Origin of the sequence: Nitratireductor alexandrii (assembly GCF_004000215.1) — a bacterium.
GTDB classification, from domain to species: Bacteria; Pseudomonadota; Alphaproteobacteria; order Rhizobiales; family Rhizobiaceae; genus Mangrovimarina; species Mangrovimarina alexandrii.
In genome coordinates this window covers 247,924-270,725 of the sequence record NZ_RBVY01000007.1, presented here as the reverse complement: position 1 = coordinate 270,725, position 22,802 = coordinate 247,924, and the positions used below count along the sequence as shown (strand labels likewise).

General features: G+C 67.1%; 24 protein-coding genes. 11 read left to right on the top strand and 13 right to left on the bottom strand.

Features of this window, described 5'->3' with window-relative positions; translation table 11 throughout:
- Window positions 1–9: 9 nt before the first annotated feature.
- Window positions 10–984 (bottom strand): thioredoxin-disulfide reductase, encoded by a 975-nt coding sequence (trxB, locus tag EP380_RS17120; RefSeq protein ID WP_106570555.1) that lies wholly within the window; start codon window positions 982–984, stop codon window positions 10–12.
- 251 nt (window positions 985–1,235) lie between these two features.
- Between trxB and EP380_RS17115 the strand changes: the two genes are divergently transcribed.
- Window positions 1,236–1,709: an Lrp/AsnC family transcriptional regulator gene (locus EP380_RS17115; protein ID WP_106570556.1), complete on the top strand. Its 474-nt coding sequence runs from the start codon at window positions 1,236–1,238 to the stop codon at window positions 1,707–1,709.
- A 9-nt stretch (window positions 1,710–1,718) separates the two neighbouring features.
- On the opposite strand, the gene greA is transcribed toward EP380_RS17115, so the two are convergent.
- Both greA and EP380_RS17105 read right to left on the bottom strand, forming a co-directional pair.
- On the bottom strand, window positions 1,719–2,192 hold the full coding sequence (gene greA / locus EP380_RS17110; protein WP_106570557.1) for a transcription elongation factor GreA: 474 nt from the start codon (window positions 2,190–2,192) through the stop codon (window positions 1,719–1,721).
- Window positions 2,193–2,352: 160 nt separating this feature from the next.
- Window positions 2,353–2,889: a PH domain-containing protein gene (locus EP380_RS17105; protein ID WP_106570558.1), complete on the bottom strand. Its 537-nt coding sequence runs from the start codon at window positions 2,887–2,889 to the stop codon at window positions 2,353–2,355.
- Between the two features lie 137 nt (window positions 2,890–3,026).
- Between EP380_RS17105 and EP380_RS17100 the strand changes: the two genes are divergently transcribed.
- On the top strand, window positions 3,027–4,172 hold the full coding sequence (locus tag EP380_RS17100; protein ID WP_338036307.1) for a PQQ-dependent sugar dehydrogenase: 1,146 nt from the start codon (window positions 3,027–3,029) through the stop codon (window positions 4,170–4,172).
- A gap of 75 nt (window positions 4,173–4,247) precedes the next feature.
- On the opposite strand, the gene EP380_RS17095 is transcribed toward EP380_RS17100, so the two are convergent.
- Entirely contained in the window at window positions 4,248–4,787 is a 540-nt protein-coding gene (locus EP380_RS17095) for a carbohydrate-binding module family 14 protein (protein WP_106570559.1), read from the bottom strand.
- Window positions 4,788–4,989: 202 nt separating this feature from the next.
- Between EP380_RS17095 and EP380_RS17090 the strand changes: the two genes are divergently transcribed.
- The 4 genes from EP380_RS17090 to EP380_RS17075 all read left to right on the top strand — a co-directional run bounded on the left by EP380_RS17090 (window position 4,990) and on the right by EP380_RS17075 (window position 8,257).
- Entirely contained in the window at window positions 4,990–5,880 is an 891-nt protein-coding gene (locus EP380_RS17090) for a DMT family transporter (protein WP_127599527.1), read from the top strand.
- A gap of 72 nt (window positions 5,881–5,952) precedes the next feature.
- Window positions 5,953–6,378, top strand: a complete 426-nt coding sequence (locus tag EP380_RS17085) for a DUF3775 domain-containing protein (protein ID WP_106570561.1) — start codon at window positions 5,953–5,955, stop codon at window positions 6,376–6,378.
- 223 nt (window positions 6,379–6,601) lie between these two features.
- Window positions 6,602–7,312, top strand: a complete 711-nt coding sequence (locus EP380_RS17080; RefSeq protein WP_238719899.1) for an extensin-like domain-containing protein — start codon at window positions 6,602–6,604, stop codon at window positions 7,310–7,312.
- Window positions 7,313–7,444: 132 nt separating this feature from the next.
- A complete protein-coding gene (locus tag EP380_RS17075; protein ID WP_420845874.1) occupies window positions 7,445–8,257 on the top strand; it encodes an extensin-like domain-containing protein in 813 nt (270 codons plus the stop codon).
- A 14-nt stretch (window positions 8,258–8,271) separates the two neighbouring features.
- On the opposite strand, the gene EP380_RS17070 is transcribed toward EP380_RS17075, so the two are convergent.
- Window positions 8,272–8,664: an acyl-CoA thioesterase gene (locus EP380_RS17070; RefSeq protein ID WP_127599523.1), complete on the bottom strand. Its 393-nt coding sequence runs from the start codon at window positions 8,662–8,664 to the stop codon at window positions 8,272–8,274.
- A 196-nt stretch (window positions 8,665–8,860) separates the two neighbouring features.
- On the opposite strand from EP380_RS17070, the gene EP380_RS17065 reads away from it, so the two are divergent.
- From EP380_RS17065 to EP380_RS17055, 3 genes are read left to right on the top strand one after another with little or no spacing between them, the layout of a single operon-like run.
- The gene (locus EP380_RS17065; RefSeq protein WP_127599521.1) at window positions 8,861–9,952 is read left to right on the top strand and encodes a Zn-dependent alcohol dehydrogenase; all 1,092 of its coding nucleotides are present in this window, start codon (window positions 8,861–8,863) and stop codon (window positions 9,950–9,952) included.
- A gap of 30 nt (window positions 9,953–9,982) precedes the next feature.
- Window positions 9,983–11,197, top strand: coding sequence for a mandelate racemase/muconate lactonizing enzyme family protein (locus tag EP380_RS17060; RefSeq protein WP_106570566.1), 1,215 nt, complete (start codon window positions 9,983–9,985; stop codon window positions 11,195–11,197).
- A gap of 10 nt (window positions 11,198–11,207) precedes the next feature.
- Window positions 11,208–12,131, top strand: coding sequence for an NAD(P)-dependent oxidoreductase (locus EP380_RS17055; protein ID WP_127599519.1), 924 nt, complete (start codon window positions 11,208–11,210; stop codon window positions 12,129–12,131).
- Window positions 12,132–12,486: 355 nt separating this feature from the next.
- Here the strand turns inward: EP380_RS17055 and EP380_RS17050 are convergent, their stop codons facing one another.
- From EP380_RS17050 to EP380_RS17015, 8 genes are all read right to left on the bottom strand, one after another.
- Window positions 12,487–13,164 carry a hypothetical protein gene (locus tag EP380_RS17050; RefSeq protein ID WP_127599517.1) on the bottom strand — a complete coding sequence of 226 codons (678 nt, stop codon included), beginning with the start codon at window positions 13,162–13,164 and terminating at the stop codon, window positions 12,487–12,489.
- 84 nt (window positions 13,165–13,248) lie between these two features.
- Window positions 13,249–13,911, bottom strand: coding sequence for a twin-arginine translocation signal domain-containing protein (locus EP380_RS17045; protein WP_275069010.1), 663 nt, complete (start codon window positions 13,909–13,911; stop codon window positions 13,249–13,251).
- Between the two features lie 308 nt (window positions 13,912–14,219).
- Window positions 14,220–14,894, bottom strand: coding sequence for a 5-formyltetrahydrofolate cyclo-ligase (locus EP380_RS17040; protein ID WP_127599512.1), 675 nt, complete (start codon window positions 14,892–14,894; stop codon window positions 14,220–14,222).
- Window positions 14,895–15,029: 135 nt separating this feature from the next.
- Window positions 15,030–15,926: an NAD-dependent epimerase/dehydratase family protein gene (locus tag EP380_RS17035; RefSeq protein WP_127599510.1), complete on the bottom strand. Its 897-nt coding sequence runs from the start codon at window positions 15,924–15,926 to the stop codon at window positions 15,030–15,032.
- A 4-nt stretch (window positions 15,927–15,930) separates the two neighbouring features.
- Window positions 15,931–16,755, bottom strand: coding sequence for a glycosyltransferase (locus EP380_RS17030; protein ID WP_127599508.1), 825 nt, complete (start codon window positions 16,753–16,755; stop codon window positions 15,931–15,933).
- Between the two features lie 33 nt (window positions 16,756–16,788).
- Window positions 16,789–18,009, bottom strand: coding sequence for an NAD-dependent epimerase/dehydratase family protein (locus EP380_RS17025; protein WP_106570572.1), 1,221 nt, complete (start codon window positions 18,007–18,009; stop codon window positions 16,789–16,791).
- A 168-nt stretch (window positions 18,010–18,177) separates the two neighbouring features.
- Window positions 18,178–18,420 carry a DUF1344 domain-containing protein gene (locus EP380_RS17020; protein WP_106570573.1) on the bottom strand — a complete coding sequence of 81 codons (243 nt, stop codon included), beginning with the start codon at window positions 18,418–18,420 and terminating at the stop codon, window positions 18,178–18,180.
- A gap of 442 nt (window positions 18,421–18,862) precedes the next feature.
- Window positions 18,863–20,494, bottom strand: coding sequence for an FAD-binding oxidoreductase (locus tag EP380_RS17015; protein WP_238719898.1), 1,632 nt, complete (start codon window positions 20,492–20,494; stop codon window positions 18,863–18,865).
- Between the two features lie 452 nt (window positions 20,495–20,946).
- Here EP380_RS17015 and EP380_RS17010 point away from each other — a divergent pair, with 452 nt between their 5' ends.
- Complete coding sequence (locus EP380_RS17010) at window positions 20,947–21,687, top strand: helix-turn-helix transcriptional regulator (RefSeq protein ID WP_106570575.1); 741 nt, start codon at window positions 20,947–20,949, stop codon at window positions 21,685–21,687.
- A gap of 292 nt (window positions 21,688–21,979) precedes the next feature.
- Window positions 21,980–22,738: a helix-turn-helix transcriptional regulator gene (locus EP380_RS17005; RefSeq protein WP_127599504.1), complete on the top strand. Its 759-nt coding sequence runs from the start codon at window positions 21,980–21,982 to the stop codon at window positions 22,736–22,738.
- Window positions 22,739–22,802: the final 64 nt, after the last annotated feature.

Sequence of the window (22,802 nt, the reverse complement as noted above, 5' to 3'; positions counted from 1 at the left end):
GGCGATCCGCTATTCTGCGGCTTCGCGGTGGGCTTCCTGTTCGGCCAGGTATTTTTCCGCTTCCAATGCCGCCATGCAGCCGAGACCGGCGGCCGTGACGGCCTGGCGGTAGATGTCGTCGGTGACGTCGCCGGCGGCGAAAACACCGGGAATGTCGGTCCGGGTCGAATCCGGCTCCGTCCACAGATAGCCGTTCGGCTTCTGCTTGACCTTGCCTGCGAACAACTCCACCGCCGGCGCGTGGCCGATCGCCACGAACACGCCGTCGATCGCCATTTCGGTGATCTCGCCGGTCTTGTTGTTGCGCAGACTGATCGCGTTGACGGAGGCCGGCAGCGGCGGCTTTCCGGCTTCGCCCTTGATCTCGTCCACCACGGTGTCCCACAGCACCTTGATGTTGTCCTTCTTAAACAACCGATCCTGGAGGATGCGCTCGGCCCTGAATTCGTCGCGGCGGTGGACCACCGTGACGGTTTTCGCCAGGTTGGACAGGTAAAGCGCCTCCTCGACGGCGGTGTTGCCGCCGCCGACCACCACGACCTCCTTGCCGCGATAGAAGAACCCGTCGCAGGTCGCGCAGGCCGACACGCCGAAGCCCATGAATTTTTCCTCGCTCGGCAGGCCCAGCCATTTGGCCTTGGCGCCGGTCGCGATCACCAGCGCGTCGCAGGTATAGTCCGTGCCCGAATCGCTCTTCAAGCGGAACGGGCGCACGTCGAGGTCGACCTCCGTAATCAGGTCGGAGACGATTTCGGTGCCGACATTCTCGGCCTGCTTGAGCATCTGCTCCATCAGCCACGGCCCCTGGATCGGCTCGGCGAAACCCGGATAGTTTTCCACCTCGGTGGTGATCATCAACTGGCCGCCCTGCTCGAGCCCGGCGATCAGCATCGGCTTGAGCATCGCGCGCGCGGCATAGATCGCGGCCGTGTAGCCGGCCGGACCGGAGCCGATAATGATGACGGGGGCGTGTGTTGCGCTCATATCCGGGTTCCTTTCGCACGTCCGCGCCGCCGCCAACGGCAAGCGGGCGGGCAAGGCCACGTTGATCTAAGGAATGGGGCCCCCATTGTGCAAGGGCGCGGCCGGCTTTTCGCACAACTCCGGCGGCCGCGGCGCGCGGATAGTCGCCGGTTGCGGCCGGCGGGCCGGGCGCTTGGCTCCATCGCGGCTTTGCCGTATGAGTTCTGCCTGAGCGACCGATTCTTTCGCCAAGAACGCCAAATGGGTAACAAATGACCTTCAGGGCCGAACTCGACGCGACGGATTGGAAGATCCTGCGTGAACTGCAAAATGACGGCCGCATGACCAATGTCGAGCTGTCGCGCCGGGTCGGCATTTCGGCGCCGCCCTGCCTGCGCAGGGTCAAGCGCCTCGAGGACAATGGCGTCATCCGCGGCTACCGGGCGCTTTTGAACGCGCCGGCGCTGGGGTTCGACGTGGTCGCCTTCTGCCTGATCGGCCTGCAGCATCAGGCCGAGAGCGAGCTGAAGGCGTTCTCCGACCTCACCCGCACATGGCCGATCGTGCGCCGCGCCTGGATGGTGTCCGGCGATTCCGACTTCCTGCTTCACTGCGTGGCGACCGATCTGACGACGTTTCAGAACTTCGTCATCGAGAAGCTGACCTCGGCGCCGAATGTCGACACGGTCCGCACCGCGCTGACCATTCGCCAGGTCAAGGATGACGGGCTGGTCGACATCGCCTGAGCGGTCGCCTCAGACCCATTTCAGCTTGACGATCTCGTAGCCGCGCGCCCCGCCGGGCGCATTGACCTCGATCGCCTCGCCCACGCCCTTGCCGATCAGCGCGCGTGCGATCGGCGAGGAAATCGAGATACGGCCGGATTTCACGTCGGCCTCCTGATCGCCGACAATCTGGTAGACGCGCGTCTCCTCGGTATCCTCGTCGACGAGTTCCACCGTGGCGCCGAACTTGACCGTGTCGCCGGACAGCTTCGACACGTCGATCACCTCGGCGCGCGCGATCATGTCCTCGAGCTCGCCGACGCGGCCCTCGTTCAGGCTCTGCGATTCCTTGGCGGCGTGATATTCCGCGTTTTCGGAAAGGTCGCCATGCGCGCGCGCTTCCGAGATCGCCTCGATGATCCGCGGACGCTCTTCCTGCTGGCGCCAGCGCAGTTCTTCCTTCAGCGCTTCGAATCCACGTACGGTCATCGGGACCTTGTTCATCGTCACACCTTTCTCGTCTGTCGCGCCAGACACTGTCCGGCGGCGCAAAGCGCAAAAAGAAAACGGTCCGCAGGCGCATGCCACGGAACCGCAACAAATCGTTCCCGTCCTATATAGCAACCGTCGCGGGCGTTTTCACGCCCAAAAATTTGCCGGACCATCATCGCGCCGAGGCAAAAGGCCGCGACGGCTCCGGCTTTGTCTCCGGCGAATCGGGCGCCGGACGCGCCTCGTCCGGCATCTGCCGGACGATCGCGGCCCGGGCCTGATGCGGGTGCTTGAGGTCGCCGACGACGATCCGCCGGCCGCCCAGAAGCGTGACGACGAGCGCGCCGCCACCCGAAATCCGCCCCGCCAATCCGCGCCGGACCGCGACGCGATCGATCAGCCGGTAGGGAATGTCCTGCGCTTCGCTGGAGGGGAAGCCGCGGTGCATGTAAAGCGCGCGCGGCATGACGGCGACCCGTATGGTGAAAAACCGCAAGGTGGCATGCGCGATCAGGAACGGGCCGCCGAGCGCCAGCACCACGATGCACAGCCTTGCCAGCGCGCCGTCGCCGCGCCCGGCCACGACGAGCCCGGCCAGCGCCAGGCCATATCCCGAAAGGATCACCAGGCTCGGCAGGAACAGAGACAGCGCCGACGGCAGGAACGGGCCGCCATATCCGGGCTGGGGATTGTCGTTGACCCCACGCATGCCGTGCCTCGTGATTCGTGTTCAACCGCTTGTGAACAGGATACATCGCTTTTGGCCGCTGTCACGGCGGCGAATGCTTGCAAAGCAGGCAAACGCCACTACCTCGACTGCAGGACCAAACCGTACCGGAGGGGACCGTGAACAGACTGACCCTGGCCATAGCGAGCCTGACCATCGGCCTGTCGGCGGCGCTGACGATCGCCCGCACCGCATCCGCGCAGAGTTTCGAGACCGAGGAGGCGGTGATCCAGGCCGACATCCTGGCCGACGGTCTCGACCACCCTTGGGGCCTGGATTTCCTGCCGAACGGCGACGCGCTCATCACCGAGCGGCCGGGAACCATGCGCATCTTCTCGCAAGGAAGGCTGTCGCCCCCGATCGAGGACCTGCCGCCGGTCGCCGCGCGCGGCCAGGGCGGCCTGCTCGACGTTGCCGTCGCGCCCGATTTCGACAGCACCGAGCTGATCTATTTCACCTATTCGGAGCCGGGCAGCGAGGGCGCCGGCACCGCGCTGGCGCGCGCGCGGCTGGTGCGCGGCGACGCAGCCGCCAGGCTCGCCGAGGTCGAGACCTTGTTTTCGATGGCCAGGAAAACCGCCGCCGGCCAGCATTTCGGCTCGCGCATCGTCTTCAATCCCGACGGCACGCTGTTCGTGACCACCGGCGACCGCGGCGACGGCCGGCGCGCCCAGGACATGGACGACCATGCCGGCGCCGTCCTGCGCCTCAATCGCGACGGTTCGGTGCCCGCCGACAATCCCTACGCCGACACGCCCGGCCACCGCCCGGAAATCTGGTCCAAGGGCCATCGCAACCCGCAAGGCGCCGTCTGGGACCCGGTGACCGGGGCGCTGTGGACGATCGAACACGGCGCGCGCGGCGGCGACGAGTTGAACAGGCCCGAGGCCGGGCGGAACTATGGCTGGCCGGTGATTTCCTACGGCCGCCATTATTCGGGCGACCAGATCGGCGTCGGCACCGACGCCGAGGGGTACGAGCAGCCGGTCTATTACTGGGATCCCTCGATCGCGCCGTCGGGGCTCGACGTCTATGACGGGGACATGTTCCCGGCCTGGAAGGGCGATCTTCTGGCCGGCGCGCTTAAATTCGCGCTGGTGAGCCGCATCAAGCGCGATGCGCAAGGAAACGTCACCGGCGAGGAGCGCATGTTCGAAGGCGCGTTCGGCCGCATCCGCGACGTCGACGTCGCGCCCGACGGGTCGGTGTGGCTGATCACCGACGACAGCGACGGGGCGATCGTGCGCCTGTCGCGCGGCGACTGACGCGGACCGCTCCGCTTCGCAAAAAAGAGGGCACGACTCGGCGAGTCGCGCCCTTTTTTCGGCGATTGCCGCCCGTCAGCCGTTGTCGCGCTCGTAGGCGGCAATATGCCGGTCGAGTTCGGCATATTCGGGACAGCCCGTGCCGCAGCGTCTGGCGATCTCGTCCAATTGCTCCCGCGCCGCGGCGACGTCGCCCATCTGCAGATGCGCCTCGCCGAGATATTCGCGCGTCAAGACGTGGTCGGGATCGAGCCGCAGCGCCTCCTCGTAATAACCGAGCGCGACCAGCAGCCTGCCCTTTTTGCGGTGCGCATAACCGAGCATGTTGTAGATGCCCGGCTGCTTGCGTCCCTCGGCGAGCCGCAGGACGGAGATCGCCTCGTCATACTGGCCGGCATAGGCGAGCGCGCGCCCGGCCTCAAACAGCGTCTCGGTCTCGAGCGCGCTCGATTTCGCGACGCATTTCTTGGTCGACTTGTCGTAGACCTGGCCGGCCGGGCAGTCCATCGTGTCGCTGCCACCACCGCCGCCGCCGCCGGCGGCCAGCGCGGCACCGCCCGAAAGCGGCAACCCGACCATCAACGCGGCGGCAAGGCTCGTCAGATATCTCGGCATAGGCTCCTCCTGCATGACCGTTCCCGAATACGGCGCGGGCGGTCGACTGGTTTGTTCCTTCATGAAGAACAATAAGACCGAAACACGCCGTGCCCTCCTCACATTGCCGTGACGAGGCGTTGGCGCATGCGGCCTTTCCGGGCTTTGCCGCACCGTTTCGGCTTGCTAAACCAAAGCATCGTCGCTCCCGAAACGGTTTTTTATGTCCCGCTCCGTCGCCAATCTGGTCCTTCTGCTTGCCGGCGCGCTGTGGGGCATGGGTTTCGTCGCCCAGTCGACCGCCATGGACGCGCTCGGCCCGTTCCTGTTCGTCGGCCTGCGCTTCCTGGTCGCCACCCTCGCCATGCTGCCCTTCGCGCTCAGAGAGCGGGCGGCGGCCGAAACCGCGCTGGCGCCGGCCGACTGGCGCGCCTTCGGCCTGATCGGCATCCTGCTGTTCGGCGGCATGGCCTCCCAGCAGGCCGGCCTGCTGACCACGACCGTCACCAATTCCGGCTTTCTGACCGGGCTCTATGTCGTGATGGTGCCGTTTCTGGTCGTTGTCCTCTACCGGCAATGGCCGCATCCGGTGGTGTGGCCCGCCGCCTTCGCCGCGCTCGCCGGCATCTGGCTTTTGTCGGGCGGCGCACTCGCCGGACTGACCGTCGGCGACTGGCTGACTATTTTGTGCGCGCTGTTCTGGGCCCTGCAGATGATCTTCATCGCCCGCCACGCCGCCGGCAGCGGACGGCCGATCACGCTGGCGGTCACCCAGTTCGCGGTCTGCGCCGGGCTGGGGCTCGCCACCGCGCTGGCGCTGGAACCGATCCGGCTTTCCGGCATCGTCGCCGCCGCGCCCGAAATCCTCTATGCCGGCATTTTCTCCGGCGGCATCGCCTTTACGCTGCAGGCGGTCGGCCAGCGCTACACCACCGCCTCGCAGGCCGCGATCTTCCTGTCGTCGGAATCCGTCTTCGCCGCCCTGTTCGGCGCGATCTTCCTCGGCGAACGGCTGCCGGCCGCCGGGCTCGTCGGGTGCGCGCTGATCTTTTTCGCCATCCTCGCCGTCGAAATCCTGCCGCCGCTTCTACTGCGCCGGCGCGGCCCGGCCTGAACCGCCGACTTCATTTGCATCGGCCCGGCGTTGAATTCATTATGCGACGACGGGCGCGCATGGAGCGGCACGGTGCACAAACCGATCGAACACGACTGGGATCTGACCATCGACCCTGACACGGTGCGCGTCTTCATCCTCAAGGCGAAGGCGATCAGCGCCGCGCTCAACGACGATTACAATGACGGCGCCGAACACGAGATCGAGTTCGACGGCGACATGCGCGACGGCCATCATCACGACGGGCTCGCCGAGGAAGAATCCGAAAACCTGACCGAGAAGGAGCTGCGCGCCCTGATCGGCGACCTGAACGTCGACGAGGCGGCCGAACTCGTCGCCCTCGCCTGGATCGGCCGCGGCGACTACGAGGCATCGGAATGGGACGCAGCCGTCGCCGAGGCGCGCCAGCGCGGCCGCCGCCGCACCGCCAAATATCTGCTCGGCATGCCGATGCTGGGCGATTGGCTGGAGGAAGGCCTGGAAGCGATCGGCGCGTGACGGCTTAGGCGGTGCGCCTTGAGGCCGCCCATCCGGGCTCCAGAGCCTATGTTTCATCAACGAAACGCGATGTGACCGAACCGGTCACGCCACGGTCGCCACCGCTGTGTATGGCACGGCGACAGGAACGTTGAACCGGTTCGAAAACACGTTGACTCACAACCACAACCCGATGAATCACCGCGTCACCAAACCAGGGCAAGTTTTTGTTTTGGCTTTTATCTTGAGCGCAGCATCGGCAAGCGGGATCGCCGCCGCCCCGCTGCCGGAAACCGCGCCCGCGCCCGCATTGCGGCCGGTCCCGGAAACGCGGACGGCTGCGCCCATTCCCGCGCCGGCACCACGCCGCGCGACCGGCGACGACGCGCAACCGGCCCCGCCGCCGGCCGAGGCGGACGCGACCGAACGGGACTGCCGCAAGCGCCTGCGCACGCTCGGCGTCTCGTTTCGAGACGCCGCGCCGGTGCGCGATCCGGCGGGCTGCCGCATCGATCATCCCGTGCTGGTGCGAACGCTTTCCCCGCAGGTCGGCCTGCGTCCGCCGGCGCTGTTGAATTGCGCCATCGCCGAAACCGCCGCCCGTTTCGTGCGCGACGTGGCCGCGCCGGTCGCCGCGCGCCGCTTCGCGCAGCCGCTCGCCGCGCTGCATCAGGTATCGGGTTACGTGTGCCGGCCGCGCAACGGCTCGGCGAAACTCTCCGAACACGCGTTCGGCAACGCAATCGACCTGTCGGCCTTCGAACTGGCCGACGGCACCCGCATCGAGGTCGGCAAGCCTGCCGGGGATGGAGAGCGCCAGTTTCTGCGTGGCGTGCGCGACCGCGCCTGCGGACCGTTCAAGACCGTGCTCGGTCCGGGCGCGGATGCCGACCATGCCACCCATTTCCATTTCGACCTGGCCGAACGGCGCGGCGGGGCGACTTTTTGCCAGTAAGCCCGGGTCGCCAGTGAGCCCGGACTGCCAGTGAACCGGGGCGGCTCGCCCGGATTTGGCCCAAATCGTAAATGCCGGCGCTGAACTTTCCTTTACGCTTCGCCGCTAATTTGGCGTGAAACGGACGGGAAAATGTTCATGCGTCTATCGTTCCGCCGCTCTCCACGGCCGGCTCCGCGCCGGTCGCGCCGCCTAACCGCCGCACCGGTCGCCGTGCTTGCCGTCGGGATGCTGGCGCTATCGGCCTGCTCCGTCTCCGAGGTGATGCGGCCGGACGTCGATGTCGGCGCCAGGACCAGCGCCGTGCCGGCGCGCGGACTGGCGCGCCTGGTGCCGTCCAACCCGTTCATGGCCGGTTTCCCGCGCCTAAACAGCCCGGCCTCGCCATTCCAGACGCTATCTGCCGAGGAACGCCAGTGCCGATCCGCGCTGAAACGGCTCGGCGTTACCTATCGCGACATCGCGCCGATCCACGACAGCGCGTCGTGCCGCATCGACCATCCGGTCGAAATCTCCGGCTTTTCGGGAAACATCGCGCTGAAGCCGGCCGCCACGCTCAACTGCCAGATGGCGCTCGCTTTCGCCCGCTGGACCAAGGACGAACTCGCCCCGGCCGCGCGCTGGCGCTACATGTCGGGCATCCGCACCATTCACCAGGGCTCGAGCTATTCGTGCCGGCGCATCAACGGCAGCGCCAAGATGTCGGAACATTCGCGCGGCAACGCGCTCGACGTCATGCAGATCGACCTGAAGAACGGCAAGAAGATCGACGTGCGCAAGCCGGGCTGGTTCTCCTTCCGCGAGCGCGGGCTCCTGAACACCGTGCGCTCGGACGCCTGCGGCTATTTCACCACCGTGCTCGGGCCCGGCTACGACCGCGACCACGCCGACCATTTCCACTTCGACATCAAGCCGCGCCGCAACGGCTACCGCGCCTGCAAATAGGCCCGGCCGCGCCGTCAGCCGTCTGCCGGCACCGGGCTCGGCTTGCCGTCTTTGTCGAGCGCCACCATGATGAAATCGGCGTCGGTCACCTTTTCCATCAGGTCGGACAGGTAGCGCTGCGCCCAGGCCTCGACCTTGAGCACCATGGAGGTGCGGCCGACGCGGGTGATCTCGGTATAGACGCACAGCGTGTCGCCGATCTTCATCGGCTTGGCGAACGACATCTCCTTGACCGCGGCCGTCACCACGCGCCCCCTGGCGCGCTCTGCCGCGCGGATGCCGCAGGCGAGATCCATCTGCGCCATCACCCAGCCGCCGAAAATATCGCCGGCGGCGTTGGCGTCGCCGGGCATGGCCAGCGTGCGCAAGGTCAGCTCGCCGCATGGCGGGATCCGGTTTTCGCCCATGGTTCGCCTTTCAAGATCGTGTCGCGCAAACCCCGCTGGTAGCGGCGGGACTGTCCGGCGTCAACGACGGCCGGCACCTGGACAGACCCGTGCGGCTACGAAAATCCCGACCTGCCATGTCGCCCTGGCGGCGCGCAATCGTCGCGCCCCTCGCCTAGTCTTGGCCGCACGAAATCGCCAGAAAGGCCGAAACCCGATGCCGAAAGCCCGCGCCGCCGTGTGCCACGCCTTTGGACAAGAGCTGGCGATCGAGGAGATCACGCTCGCCGACCCCGGCCCGGGCGAGGTGCTGGTCGACGTCAAGGCCTGCGCCATCTGCCATTCCGACATTTCCTATGCCGACGGCGCCTGGGGCGGGACGCTGCCGGCGGTCTACGGCCACGAGGCGGCCGGCGTGGTGGCCGCGACCGGGGCGGGCGTGACCGGCCTCGCGCCCGGCGACCATGTCGTCGTCACCCTGATCCGCTCCTGCGGCGCGTGTCATTATTGCCGCCGGCAAAGCCGGGTGATGTGCGAGGAGGTGTTCGCGCTCGACCGCGAGGGCGCGCTTACGGGCGCCGACGGAAGCCGCTACGAGCAGGCCCTGCGCACCGGCGCCTTCGCCGACAAGGTGGTGGTGCATCAAAGCCAGCTCGTGGCGATCCCCGCCGACATACCGTTCGACAGCGCCTCGCTGTTGGCCTGCGGGGTGATCACCGGCTTCGGCGCCGTGGTCAATTCCGCCCGCGTCGGGCCCGGCGAGGCGGTCGCCGTCATCGGCTGCGGCGGCGTCGGGCTCAACAGCATCCAGGGCGCGGCGATCGCCGGCGCGGCGCCAGTCGTGGCGATCGACCTTCACGACGACAAGCTGGAGGCGGCCAAACGGTTCGGCGCCACCGACGGCGTCAACCCGGCCCGCGAGGACGCCGCGGCCCGCGTCAAGGCGCTGACCAACGGGCGCGGCGTCGACCATGTCTTCGTCACCGTCGGCCAGAAGACCGCCTTCAACGGGGCCTTCGACTACATCACCAAGAACGGGACGGTCGTCGTCGTCGGCATGCCGCCATCGGGCGTGCTTGCCCACTACGATCCCGGCACCCTTGCCGCCTGGAACCAGAAGATCATCGGTTCCAAGATGGGCGAGGCCGACATAGCGACCGACATCCCCGCCCTTGTCGAGCATTATCGCGGCGGCCGGCTCAAGCTCGACGAGCTGGTCAGCGCGCGCTACCCGTTGGAGGCGATCAACCAGGCGATCGCGGCGGTGAAGACCGGCCACGCGCTGCGCAACGTAATCGTGTTCGACTGACACCCGGCGGCTGAGAAGGAGCGGCAGACGATGAAGATCACCGACGTGAAGACCTGGGTGGTCGGCAATCCGCCGCCCGGCATTGGCGGCAAATATTTCATCTTCGTGCGCCTGACGACCGATGGCGGCGTGACCGGCTACGGCGAGGCCTACAACGCCACCTTCGGCCCGCACGTGACCGCCCGGATGATCGAGGATCTGGCGGCGCGCTATCTGGTCGGCCGCGACCCGCACGACATCGAGGCGTTTTTCCGCCGCGCCTACTCCTCCGGCTTCACCCAGCGTCCGGACGTCTCGGTGATGGGTTGTTTTTCCGCGCTCGAGATCGCCTGCTGGGACATTATCGGCAAGGAGGCCGGCAAGCCGGTCTACATGCTTCTGGGCGGCCGCGTGCACGAGAGCCTGCGCTCCTACACCTATCTCTACCCGCAGGAAGGATCGGTGCATTCGGAAGACGCGCCCGAGGGCCGCAACGTCTACAACGACCCCGATCTCGCCGCCCAATGCGCGGCCGACTATGTCAGCCAGGGTTTTACCGCCGTCAAGCTCGATCCGGCCGGCCCCTACACCGCCTTCGACGGCCACCAGCCGCGGCTCGTCGACATCGACACCTCGGCCGGCATGCTGAAGGCGATCCGCGCCGCCGTCGGCAGCAAGGCCGACATCCTGTTCGGCACCCATGGCCAGTTCACCGCCGCCGGCGCGCTGCGGCTGGCGCGCGCCATCGAGCCCTACGACCCGCTCTGGTTCGAGGAACCGGTGCCGCCCGACATGCCCGAAGTGATGGCGCAGGTGGCCCGCGCCACCTCTATTCCGGTCGCGACCGGCGAGCGGCTGACCACCAAGGCCGAATTCGCCCGGGTGATCGAGCACCGCGCCGCCGCCATCCTGCAGCCCGATCTCGGCCGCTCCGGCGGCATTCTGGAAACCAAGAAGATCGCGGCGATGGCCGAGGCCTACCATATCCAGATCGCGCCGCACTGCTATTGCGGACCGATCGTCGGCGCGGCCAACATCCAGCTCGCCGTCACCCTGCCCAATTTCCTGATCCTGGAATCGCTCAAGCAGTGGGACGGGTTTCACGCCCGGCTGTTGAAGAAAAAAATCGCATGGCAGGACGGCGACGTCATTCCCCCGACCGGGCCCGGCCTCGGCGTCGAACTCGACGAGGCGGTCTGCGAGGCCCACCCCTATGACGGCGACGACCTGCATCTGCAGATGATGCAGACCCCGCTGATGCCCTGAGGAGGCCGCCATGACGGACAAGCCCGACTACGCCTTCATCGGCCTCGGCCATCTCGGCCACCATCTCGCCGCCCGCCTGCTTGCGGCCGGCTACGCCGTTTTCGTCCACGACCGCGACCGGGAGGCCGTCGCCCGGCTTGTCGACAAGGGCGCGGTCGCCTGCGCCGGCCCGGCAGAAGCCGCCAAAAGCGCCGGCAACGCCATCACCTGCCTGCCCTCGCCGGCGGTCAGCGAGGCGGTGCTGGCAGGGCCGGGCGGCCTGCTCGACGGCCTGCCGGCGGGCGGGACCTGGATCGAAATGTCGACCAACGGCCGCGACGAGATGCTGCGGCTGGCCGGCCTCGCCGCCGAGCGCGGCGTCGCGGTGCTCGAATGCCCGGTCACCGGCGGCGTGCATCTGGCCGCCGAGGGCCGCATCACCGCGCTGGTCGGCGGCGACGCGGCGCTTTACGACAGCCACGCCCCGGCGATCGCGGCGATGTGCCACAAGCATTTTCTGATGGGCCCGCTCGGCGCGGCGGCGGTGATCAAGGTGATCACCAACATGCTCGCCTTCATCCATCTGGTCGCCGCCGGCGAGGCCTTGATGCTGGCCCGGCGCGGCGGGCTCGACCTGGCCCAGGCCTATCACGCCATCGCCGCCTCGTCGGGCACCAGCTTCGTGCACGAGACCGAGGGCCAGCTGGTCTTGAACGGTTCCTACGATATCGGCTTCACGATGGACCTGGCGCTCAAGGACCTCGGTTTCGCGCGCGCCATGGCCGCAGAATTCGGCGCGCCGCTCGATCTGGCCGCGCGTGTCGAGGCGATCTTCGAAAACGGCAGGGCGGCCTATGGCGGCGAGGCCTGGTCGACCATGATCGTCAAGCTGCTGGAGGACAAGACCGGCACCGATCTGCGCGCCCCGGGTTTCCCCGCCCGGCTCCAAACCTGAGGCGCGCCGGCGCGGACGGCGTTGGGGACCGCGGGCGCACAAAGCCGGTGCGCCCGGCCCCGGCCGCCGCGGCGCCGCGACAGGCGATCACCGTGTCGCCGGCCAAGAGCTTGTCGGAGCCCGTGCCGACCTCGGCCGCGATCTCGTAGGCCAGCGCGTAGAAGCCGGCGTCCTGCCAACCAGCCAGGTCGGTTCCACTTGGACGGGCTAATATTCTGGCATTTCCGACATAGCCCGTCTCACCCAGGCCGTCGAGATCGCCCACACCGGTGTCACCCAGTCCAGCACTGCAGCCGCGATTATACGCATCCATAGAGAGGATTGAGAGGAAGAGATCTTTAGAAATTGCCATTGGTCAAATCCTGGTGAAATGGATCGAGTAAAGCGTTTCCTCAATCGTCAGTTCATCCGCATATCTCTTGGAGGTAGGTTTGAGTCTGCCACTGATTGAATCCAGCCACCCCAGCACCGCCTCCACCCGTCCCTCCGTCACGGCCTCGTCGGTGATCTCCAGCGTGACGCGTTTCAGCGCCACGCCCGGGCCGAACGTTGCCGCCAGATCGTCGGGATCGACGCGCCTGACGGTCGCCGGGTCCGCAATGTCGGTGAAAGTGACCAGCAGCGGGTAATGCTTCGGCGGGACGTCGTGCGTCTCCCCGTTGAAGCGACGCATGCGGCTGGCGGGCACCAGATAGGGATCGCCCTGCTTCGGCAGCGGATCGAACAGCACCGCACGCGCGACGAGATGCGCGGAGCCCACCAGCGCGAACAGATATTGCCCGTCCGGCAGCCGCAGCACCACCGCCTCGGCCCTGACCGACCAGTCGCGCGGCGATGCCTCGGGCAGGATTTTCGGCGTCGCCCACCACGCAACCTCGGCCACGCTCGATGCGCTGACCGGCCCGTCCGGCGTGTCGATTTCGATTGTGAGCTTCTGCCGCCATTCGTAACCGGGATAGGTGATGCGCCAGCCGAGATAGGCCGCCGCGACCAGCGCCGCCAGAACGGCGAGAACCTTGCGCGAGCGGCTCATGTGTGGACCGCGTGCGAGAAGGCGGAACGTCCCCGGTTGGACGGGTGCGTAACAAAGAGCGAAGGTGCCTTCGAGATCGGCATTTTATCTCCGGACAAAGTTGCCGTTGTTGACCGTCGCGGCGAAGACTGGGGCGAAAGAATCGGGTGACCGACCTAAGGGCGTTTCCGGGTACTCCCCCAGCCACCGCAGCACCGCCTCCACTTCTCCCTCCGTCACGGCCTCGTCGGTGATCTCCAGCGTGACGCGTTTCAGCGCCACGCCGGGGCCGAAGGTGTCGACGAGATCGTCGGGATCGACGCGCCTGACCGTCGCCGGGTCCGCAATGTCGGTGAAAGTGACCAGCAGCGGGTAGGCCTCGCGGGCAACCTCGCGCACGCCGCGAAAGCTTGCGATCTTCGGATAAAGCGTCTCGTAGTCGGAGCGGCGCTCGCCCAGTTCCTCGTGCAGCGTATAGCCGGCGATGTACTTCGTCGGCTCGCCGATCAGCGCGAACAGCAAACCGCGTTCGCCGAGGTCGACCACCGTCGCCTCGCCGCGATAGGCGGTGGGGTAGTGGTCGAGCGCGTTGGCTTCCTGCCAGCGCACATACGAAACCGCCGCGCCGGAAACGGTCTCGCCGTCGACCAGCACCTCGACGGTCAGCTTCTGGTTCCACTCCCAACGCTCGGCGAACCACCCGCAACCGGCGAGCGCCAGCAGCGCCGCGACCAGCGCGACCTTCGCCAAAAAATCCCGCCGGCTCACGCCGCACGCCCCGCGCCGTGCGCGGCGAAAGCGGCGGCCGAGTACGCTGCCGCCGATCTGCTTGCGTCGTTCGAAAGGACCATGCCGAGGCTCCCGCTACGGCGTCGTCCGCCGCGCTTTCTCCAAAGCCGCCGCCCGAAGGCCGCGCCGTCACCCCGCCCACCACATTAGCGATGGCTTGTTAAAAAATCATGCCACGATATCCCAGCCGCGATGCGCCCCGCGCCTGCCGGCCCCGCACGGATCTCGCCGTGCCGGTGCGCCGGCTGCATGCGACCCCGCCGGAGCCGGGCTGTAGACGTCTGAGATTATTGACCGGCGCGCCCGGCCTCGGTGACGATGAAGTCCATCGCGATGTCGTGGGGCTGCGGATAGATGGTGGCGATGGCGGCCGCGGCGTAACCGACGCCGATCACCGTCGGCCGGGCCGGCAGCGCCGCCAGCGTGCGGTCGAAGAACCCGCCGCCGTAACCCAGCCTGTAATTGGCCGGATCGAAGCCGACGACCGGCGAAATCACGATGTCGGGGATCACGGCCGGCGCCGCCGGCGGAACCGGAATGTTCCACACGCCCTTTTCCAGCTTCATGCCCGGCCGCCAGTCGCGAAACACCAGCGGCGCGGCCTTTTCCACCACCACCGGCAGGGCGAGCGTGCCGCCGCGCCGCATGAAGTCGGCGGCGAAGGCGCGCAGATCCGGCTCGCCGCGAAACGGCCAGTAGAGGCTGAGCCGCCGACCGGCCGGATCGCCGATCGCCGCGTCAAGATGGGTCGCGATCGCGCCGGCCATGGCGCTGCGTTCGGCGGCCGGCACGGCCAACCGCGCCTCGATCAGCCGCTGGCGTTCGGCCTTGCGCCAGCGCATGATGTCGGCGCGCGCCCGCGGATCGCTGTCGGGCGCGGCAAAGCCCGGCTGCAATTCGTGCATGAAACAGGGCGGCGAGGCATAGGCCCCGCCGGCCGGCCGGTCGTCCTCGTCCGCCATCGCACACCTCGCATTCTTGCGGCACCGCGGCGGCAAAACCCGCCATGTCCCGATCGGTAACCGAGCCGATCCTAGACCGCCACGCAAGGCCGCCCCTGCCACGCAAGCGACATCGCGGCGTCGCATCGCCGACCCTCACCGCCTTGCGCACATCTCGCGCACGGTGCGCTCAAGAAGCGCCATGCCGCCCGGCCGCCAGCCGAGCGCGCGCAGTTTGCGCGTGTCCATCAGGTTGAGAGGGGCCGGGTCGGCGCGCGCCGGCAGGGGGCCGCCCGCGCCGGCCGCCTCGCCCACAAGCGCCAGAAGGTCGTGCCGGTCGAGCAAGATATCGGCGACGTTGAAGAGCTCGCCGCACACCGCCCCCGGCGCGGCCGCGAGCACATGCCGCACCGCCTGGCCGACATCGGCGCCGTGCACCTCGCCGGCCACGCGCGGCGCGACCGGCCGGCCGGCGAGGAAATCGTCAAACAGCGGCTGCCATTTGTGCGCCCGGTTCGCCGCGGCCGGCCCGTAGACGCCGGTGATGCGCAGCGCGGCGGCGCAAAACCCGGCATCGCCCAGCCCCATAAGCCCTTGTTCGGCGGCGTGCTTCACCGTGCCGTAAAGCGTGTCGGGATGACACGGCGTGTCTTCAAAAAGCACAGCACCCTGCGGCTGCCGGCCGTAGACGGCGCGGCTCGACAAAAACACCACGCGTCTCACGCCGGCACGTTTGGCCTGGTCGAACAGGGCCAGGCTGCCGTCGAGATTGCGGCGGCGAAACCCGCCCGGATCGTCGCCCTCCCCGCCCCGGTAACGGCCGGGCAGATGGTCGAAGGCGGCGTGAACGAAAAAATCGATGCCCGCAAAGGCCGCGCTTCGGTCGCGGCCGGGATCGAGCGCGGCTTCGACGAAGCCGGTGGCACGCGGAAAAAAACCGGCCGGCGGCGCTGTGCGGCCCAAAAGGGTAACGTCGTGGCCTGCGGCAAGCAGGGCCTCGACGACGAACCGGCCGACAAGGCCGGTGCCTCCCGAAACCAGCGTCGCCGGCACGGCCCTAACCCCGCGCCGTCGGCGCGGGCGGCGGCAGGGCAGCGATAGCGGGGATCGCGCCGCCCTGGTGGAAGGCCCGCCACAGCTCGATCAGCGGCCGCAGCCTGTCGGCCTTGGCATGGTCGCCCTGCCAGGGTTTTTCGTACTGGTAATGCACGACCGCGACGGAATTCCAGTCCCACAGTTCCGGCAGGTTGAACCAGACATATTGCAGCATGTTGCAGAACACCGGCAGGCCGTGCCAGTCGGGAAAGTAGCTTTGCAGAAAGGTCTGGTCGGTGCGGGGCCAGAAGGCGCCGGGCGCATCGAGCACGGCGAGCATTTTTTCAAACGTCCGTTGCGAGGGCCTGGCGACGAACACGCCCGAATTCATGCGGTGGAAGTCGGCAAGCCGCTCGTAGACATTGGGCGCGGCGGAAAACTCCGGATAGGCAAACAGCCGGTCGATATTGCGCAGGACCAGCGTGTCGGCGTCGAGGAAGACGACGCTGTCATACTCCTCCAACTGCCACAGCCTCAGCTTGGCGAAATTGTCGAGCGGGGTGTGGAAGGCCGGCTTTTCGCCCCTGGTGAAAGGATTGCGGCCGTGGATTTCCTGTTTGGCATGGCGCGCGTTGAACGCATCCGAGGTCGCCAGCATCGCGACCGGCCGCAGCCGCGCGCCGAGCGCGGCGGCCGGCGCCAGCGCCGCCGGCGCAACACCGCCCGTGTGCATGACCACGATATCGGCGCTCGTCCCCGTCAGCCGCAGCGAGCGCACCAGCGCCGTCGCACCGAGCGCGAAATCGGCATTGGTGACCAGCGTGACATAGGCGCGCGCATCGCTCACCGGGAAAATCTCGTCATTCGCCTGCCCACGGGCCTAGGAAACGCTCTTCAGCCGCCGGCCCTCGGGATCGCGTTCGACCGTCGGCGCGATGTCCCTGGTCCAGGCCGAGACGGCGGGGATGCGCGACCGGTCGACGCGATAGGCGAACTTTTTCGCCACGTCGATCACTTCCGACAACAGGCCGGCCTCCAGCGTGGTCGGATCGAGGCCGAGCGCCATGAACTGCTCGTTGTCGACCACCAGGTCGTTCTCGGCCGCTTCCTTGCGCGGATTGGGCAGATAGGCGACCTCGGCTCCGGCGATGCGCGCGACCATCTCGGCCAGGTCGCGCACGCGGTGGGTTTCCGTCATCTGGTTGAAGATCTTCACCCGCTCGCCCGATTTCGGCGGGTTGTTCAGCGCCAGTTCGATGCAGCGCACCGAATCCTGGATATGGATGAAGGCGCGGGTCTGGCCGCCAGTGCCGTGCACGGTCAGCGGGTAGCCGATCGCCGCCTGAATCAGGAAGCGGTTCAACACCGTGCCGTAGTCGCCGTCATAATCGAAACGGTTGACGAGCTGGTCGTGACGGCGGGTCTGGTCGGTGTGCGTGCCCCAGACGATGCCCTGATGCAGATCGGTGATCCTGACCCCGTCATTCTTGGCGTAAAACTGGAACAGGAGCTGATCCAGGCATTTGGTCATGTGGTAGATCGAGCCGGGATTGGCCGGGTAGAGAATTTCCTGGCTGACCGTCTCGCCGGCCAGGGTCTCGACACCGACCGGCAGATAGCCTTCCGGGATCGCCGCGCCGACGCTCGAATAGCCGTAGACGCCCATCGTGCCCAGATGCACCAGATGCGCGTCGAGCCCGGCTTCCACCACCGCGTTAAGCAGATTGTGCGTGGCGCTGACATTGTTGTTGACGGTGTAGTTCTTGTGCCGATCGCTCTTCATCGAATAGGGCGCGGCGCGCTGCTCGGCGAAATGCACGATCGCGTCGGGCCGCTCCTCGGCGAGCCAGCGCTTCAACACCTCGTAGTCGCGCGCCAGGTCGATCAGATGGAAATGGATGCGCCGCCCGGTCTCCTGATGCCAGATACGGGTGCGCTCCTGGATCGAATCCATCGGGGTGAGCGACTGCACGCCCAGTTCGGTGTCGATCCAGCGCCGCGAGAGATTGTCGACGATATGGACGTCGTGACCGCGGTCGGACAGATGCAACGAGGTGGGCCAGCCGACGAATCCGTCACCGCCGAGAACCGCTATTTTCATCGAATTGATCCCTCTCACAAAAACCTGCCGCGTGGTAGCCGGCATTTATGACAGGAATGGTACGCCGCCGAAACGGCCTCGCCCGGCACGCCGCGAAGCCGGCCGGGCCAACCGAGAAAGGCCGGCCCCTTGCGGGACCGGCCGGGAGAGGAATCGGGTCCGCCGCGCCTACTCCTGCTTTTCGACCTCGACGGCGCTGGTGGTGGCGTCGTCCACGGTGATCATCACCTTGTCGCCCGCCGCGAGCGCATCGAGATCGACGGCGGCATCGGCGACGTAGCTGGTGCCGTCATCGAGCATGATGGTGCGGCTGGCCGGATCGACCGATTGGACCGTGCCCTGTACCTCCGCCGCATGGGCGGCAACGGCGAAAAATGCGGTAGCGGCGAGGGCAGTAAGCAATTTGGTCATCACATGACTCCGTTATTTCCGTTTCGCCGGCCGGAATCTCCGTTGCCTGAGACCCGTTTGAGTCAATCCCGGCCGACGGGGCTTATCTAGGCCCCTCCGGATGCTGTCCGCAAATCAACTCGTGTAAAAGAATCAAACGATTTCAATGACTTGTTTTTGCCACAATCCGAGGCTTGCGCGCCGGGAAACGGCATCGGCCGACCGGCGCCGAGCCGCGCGGCGGCGCTGTGCCGGCCTTCATCGCGACGGCTGTGGACGCAACTTTGCCGAAATTGGCGCGCGTCCCGTTCACGGACGGCGCCGGGCACGCGCCGCGGTCGCCTCGCCCAATAAATTCGCGTTACGTAATATAAATAATGTGAGTGTCGCGACCCTGCCGGGGCACGGCCCGCAACGCCGGCGGCAAGCTCCGTTCGGGAGCGTATCGCGCAGGCGACGCGGTTCAGGCCGGCGCCGGCAACGGGATGTCGGCCGCCATCGCCTTCAACACCCGATAGAAGGTCGAGCTCAACAGCTCGTCCGGATCATAGGCGCGCTTGTTGGCCAGGAAACGCGGCAACTCGGGATAGCTGGCGATCAGTTGCGCGCCCGTATAGTGGAGCTGATAGGGCAGGAAGAAGCGTCCGCCATGTTTGAGGGCGATGTCGATCAAGGCCCGCGTCAACGCGCGCATCGCCGTGGAGCCGGCCTCGTCGGCCGGCTGGTTGATGTAAAGCACCAGCGAGAAGGCGGGCGCGCGCGCATAGGAAAGCGCGATGTCTTCGGCATGCACCACCCGTACCGAGGCGTTGAGCACCGGCAGGGACTGAGCGGCCAGCACGCGGCGCATGTCGGCGATGAAGGCGTTGTAGGCGGCGCGCGGCACGAAATATTCGTGCAGGATATCGGTATCGCCCGCCAGATCGTTGAACAGGTACGGCACGGAATCGTGCATGGGATCGTTGCGCGAGACCAGGCACGCCTCGCCCTCGCCGAGCGCGTCGGTGCGCGCCACGGTGCAGTTTTCGAACTCCGGCTCGAGTTTCTTTTCCGCGTACCATTTCAGCCGCTGGAACAGCGCCCCGTGCTTGGCCAGGTTCATGATCAGCCGCTTGAGCTTGACCGCGCCGGGCGCGCCGAGCCGGGGCATGTCGAGCGGCGCGCGCTCGGCCACCTTGTCGTAGCGATAGACGATCATCTCTTCGAGCAGGCTGCCGGGCGCCGTCGACAGATGGCCGTAGAACAGGCCCGGGCCGCCCTCGCCCGCCAGGTCGCGCTCGAAATAGCCGGGGAAATCCTCGGAGCGGATGACCGCCCGCGCGGTGCGGTAGACGGCGTTGGCGACGATGTCGAGCGTGGCCGACACGATCACGCCGAACAGGCCGTAGCCGCCCAGGACGTGGCGGAAGAGCTCGGCGTTTTCCTTGCGCGAGCAGGTCAGCACCGTGCCGGAGGGCAGCATGACCCGCATCGCGCGCACACTGCCCGCCAGCGCGCCGGCATGATGGTCCATGCCATGCGCGTTGACGGAGATCGACCCGCCGACGGAGAAGATGTCGGTCGACTGCATCGCCTTGACCGCGAACAGCGGATGCAAAACGTTCTGGATGTCGTGCCAGGTCGCGCCCGGCTCGACGGTCACCGTGCGTTCGGCCGCGTCGACCGCGATGGCGTTGAAGGCGCGCATGTCGAGCACCAACGCGTGATCGTCGAACGCATGCCCGCCCATGGAATGGCGCACCGCCGCGACCGACACTTTCAGGCCGTTGGCGCGGGCGAAGGCGAGCGCTGTGGCCACATCCTGTTCGCCGCGCACGCCGACGACGCCGTAGACCGGCGTTCGAGACAGGGCGCTGGCATCGTTGAGATTGCCGCCTTTCGCGATCCATGGCAGTGCGGGGTCGTGCGGCGGCGCCGGCGGCGGGTCGACGGCAAGGCTCAGCCCATCCGCATCCGCGACCCGGCCGGCATCCTTGGGCCCGGACGGCGCGCGCGCCAGCCGGGCGAGCGTCACCCCGCTCCAGCCGATGGCGCCGACGCCCACGGCAGCCCCCAGAACGGCGCGCCGAGACACCCAGTACCGTTTGCGCCGCACCGCCAAATCCGCCTCCCGATCCGCCCCGGCCGGCCCGCTTAGACCGGCTTTCGCGGCGCGGCGCAACCGTCTCCAGTTCCGGACGCGCCGCGGTCCGGCGGCTGTCCGGCTTCACCTGGCCGAAAAATCGCCGCCGTCGACGAGACCGGCGCCGCTTGCGCGCGAACTTGGCCGAAAACCGGCATTCGGCGTCCGCCGCACCAGCAAGCCTTTCGCTTGCGGCGGGAGGCCGGCCCGCGGCTCCGACACGGTCGCCGGTTGCAGATCGTCACATAAATTATCAACTATTTTGGCAATAATCGCGATCAATTGGGGAAAAATTGGATAATCCGGATGCGGTTTTCTCGCCGAACCACTAGGTTCGCACCATAAACGCGCACGTCACACAGGGTGTCACCGATTATCGGCGGCGACGCAAAACGAACAAGAAAAATGAGGCGCGATCAAACAGCATGTCGTCGAATTTCCTTACCGCCCAGTCGCTTACCGACCTCATCGAGAAAATGGCGGCGATCCGCAACCGCTACGACGGCTACGATGTGCTGCTGGAGATGTGCGGCCAGGCCGGCTATCTGCACGGCGTGATGCTCGACCTACCGGTCGAAGCCAGCCAGCACCTAGCCGACCACATCCTGATCAGCAACTGGCCCGACCGGTTTTTGCGCGACTACGACGCGTTCGGCCTGATGGCGACGAGCCCCGTGATCGCGCGGGCGCGCGACGCCGTCGCGCCGTTTCACTGGTCGTCCAAGGCGAACATGGCCCGCCGCAACCAGACGGAGGCGGAACGCGCCGCCGCGCTTTTCGCCGAACACGGGTTCGTCACCGGCGTGGCGGTGCCGACCGCCGGGCGCCCCGGCAAACGACGACTGCTTTTTCTCGCAGGCGACCGGGCCGAACCGGATGTCGTCGAACTGTCCTATCTTATGATGCTTGCCGCCCATCTCAGCGAACGCCTGCTGGACGTGCTGGACACGCCCTGTCGCAACGAACCCGCGGCGCGGCTGTCGGACCGGGAGCGCCAATGCCTGATCTGGACCTCGGCCGGCAAGACCAGTCTCGAGATCGGCACGATCCTCGGCCTGTCCGAACACACGGTCAATCAGTACATCGCCTCAAGCAGCCAGAAGCTGGGCGCCGTCAACCGCGCCCACGCGGTCGCCAAGGCGGTGCGGCGGGGCCTGATCGAGTAGCGCCGCGCCGCACAGCCGATATGCGCCGATCGTAGCACCGTTTCCGACCGGTGCCGCGCACGGCTCGCAACAATCTTCGAACGAGAAATCCGATCGACGGGATCGAATATTCCGCGGATCCTTGGCCGCGCGGCACGATGTTTCGCCGCAACAAATCGCCACCACTGCCGCGCAAGACGCTTGTTTTTTGCGCAAAAAGACCTATCTGCGGCCTTATTCCCATAAAGTCGACCGGCAGAACGGCTCAGTCCAGCCGGTCGAGCGCCGGCGTTCCGGCACGCGAGCAAGACACGTGACACAAGCCGCATTGATTTCGGCCAGCATGGGCTGGACGGCGTTCCGCGCACGCATGGAACGCGTCGTCGGGCCGATGGAAGCCTATGACCTGCTCATGGAGCTGACACGCGATGCCGGCTATCGCCATTTTGCCGTTTTGACGGCCCGATCGGGAGCGGATACGGCCTTGCCGTACCAGGTCGTTCTGACGAGCCTGTCGCACAGTTCGGTGCGGGAATATCAGGAGCTGGACGCAGCCTTCGGCGACAAGACGCTGGTCGAGGCGCTGCGCGGCGGCCGGCCCTTCTTCTGGGATCGTCGCACGCCGGCGCCTTTATCCGCGCGCGCCGCCGATGCCGGCAACGACAATCGCGCGACCGACGGGCTCCTGTCCCGGCTCGGCATTCGCACCGGGCTCGGCCTGCCGGTCTTCCGCGCCCGCGCACCGCATGGCTTCGCGCTGTTCGGCGGCGAACGCCCGGTCCCCGACATCGGCCAGGCCGCCCATCTGTCGTTTTGGTGCAACGGGATTTACGAACGCATGGCCAGGTTCGAACAGTCGCAACGGGACCGACCGCGGTCCCGGTTGACCGCACGCGAACTGCAATGCCTGAACTGGACCAGCGCCGGCAAGACCAGCGTCGAGATCGCGGCGATACTCGGCCTGTCCGAACACACGGTCAATCAGTATATTGCCACCAGCAGCCAGAAACTCGGCACGGTCAACCGCACCCAGGCCGTCGCCGAGGCGATCCGGCTCCGGCTGATCGACTAGCGCCGTTAGACTCCAACGCCTTGTTTGAACACGCGTCCGGGCGGCAAACCGGCCCCCGCCTCGC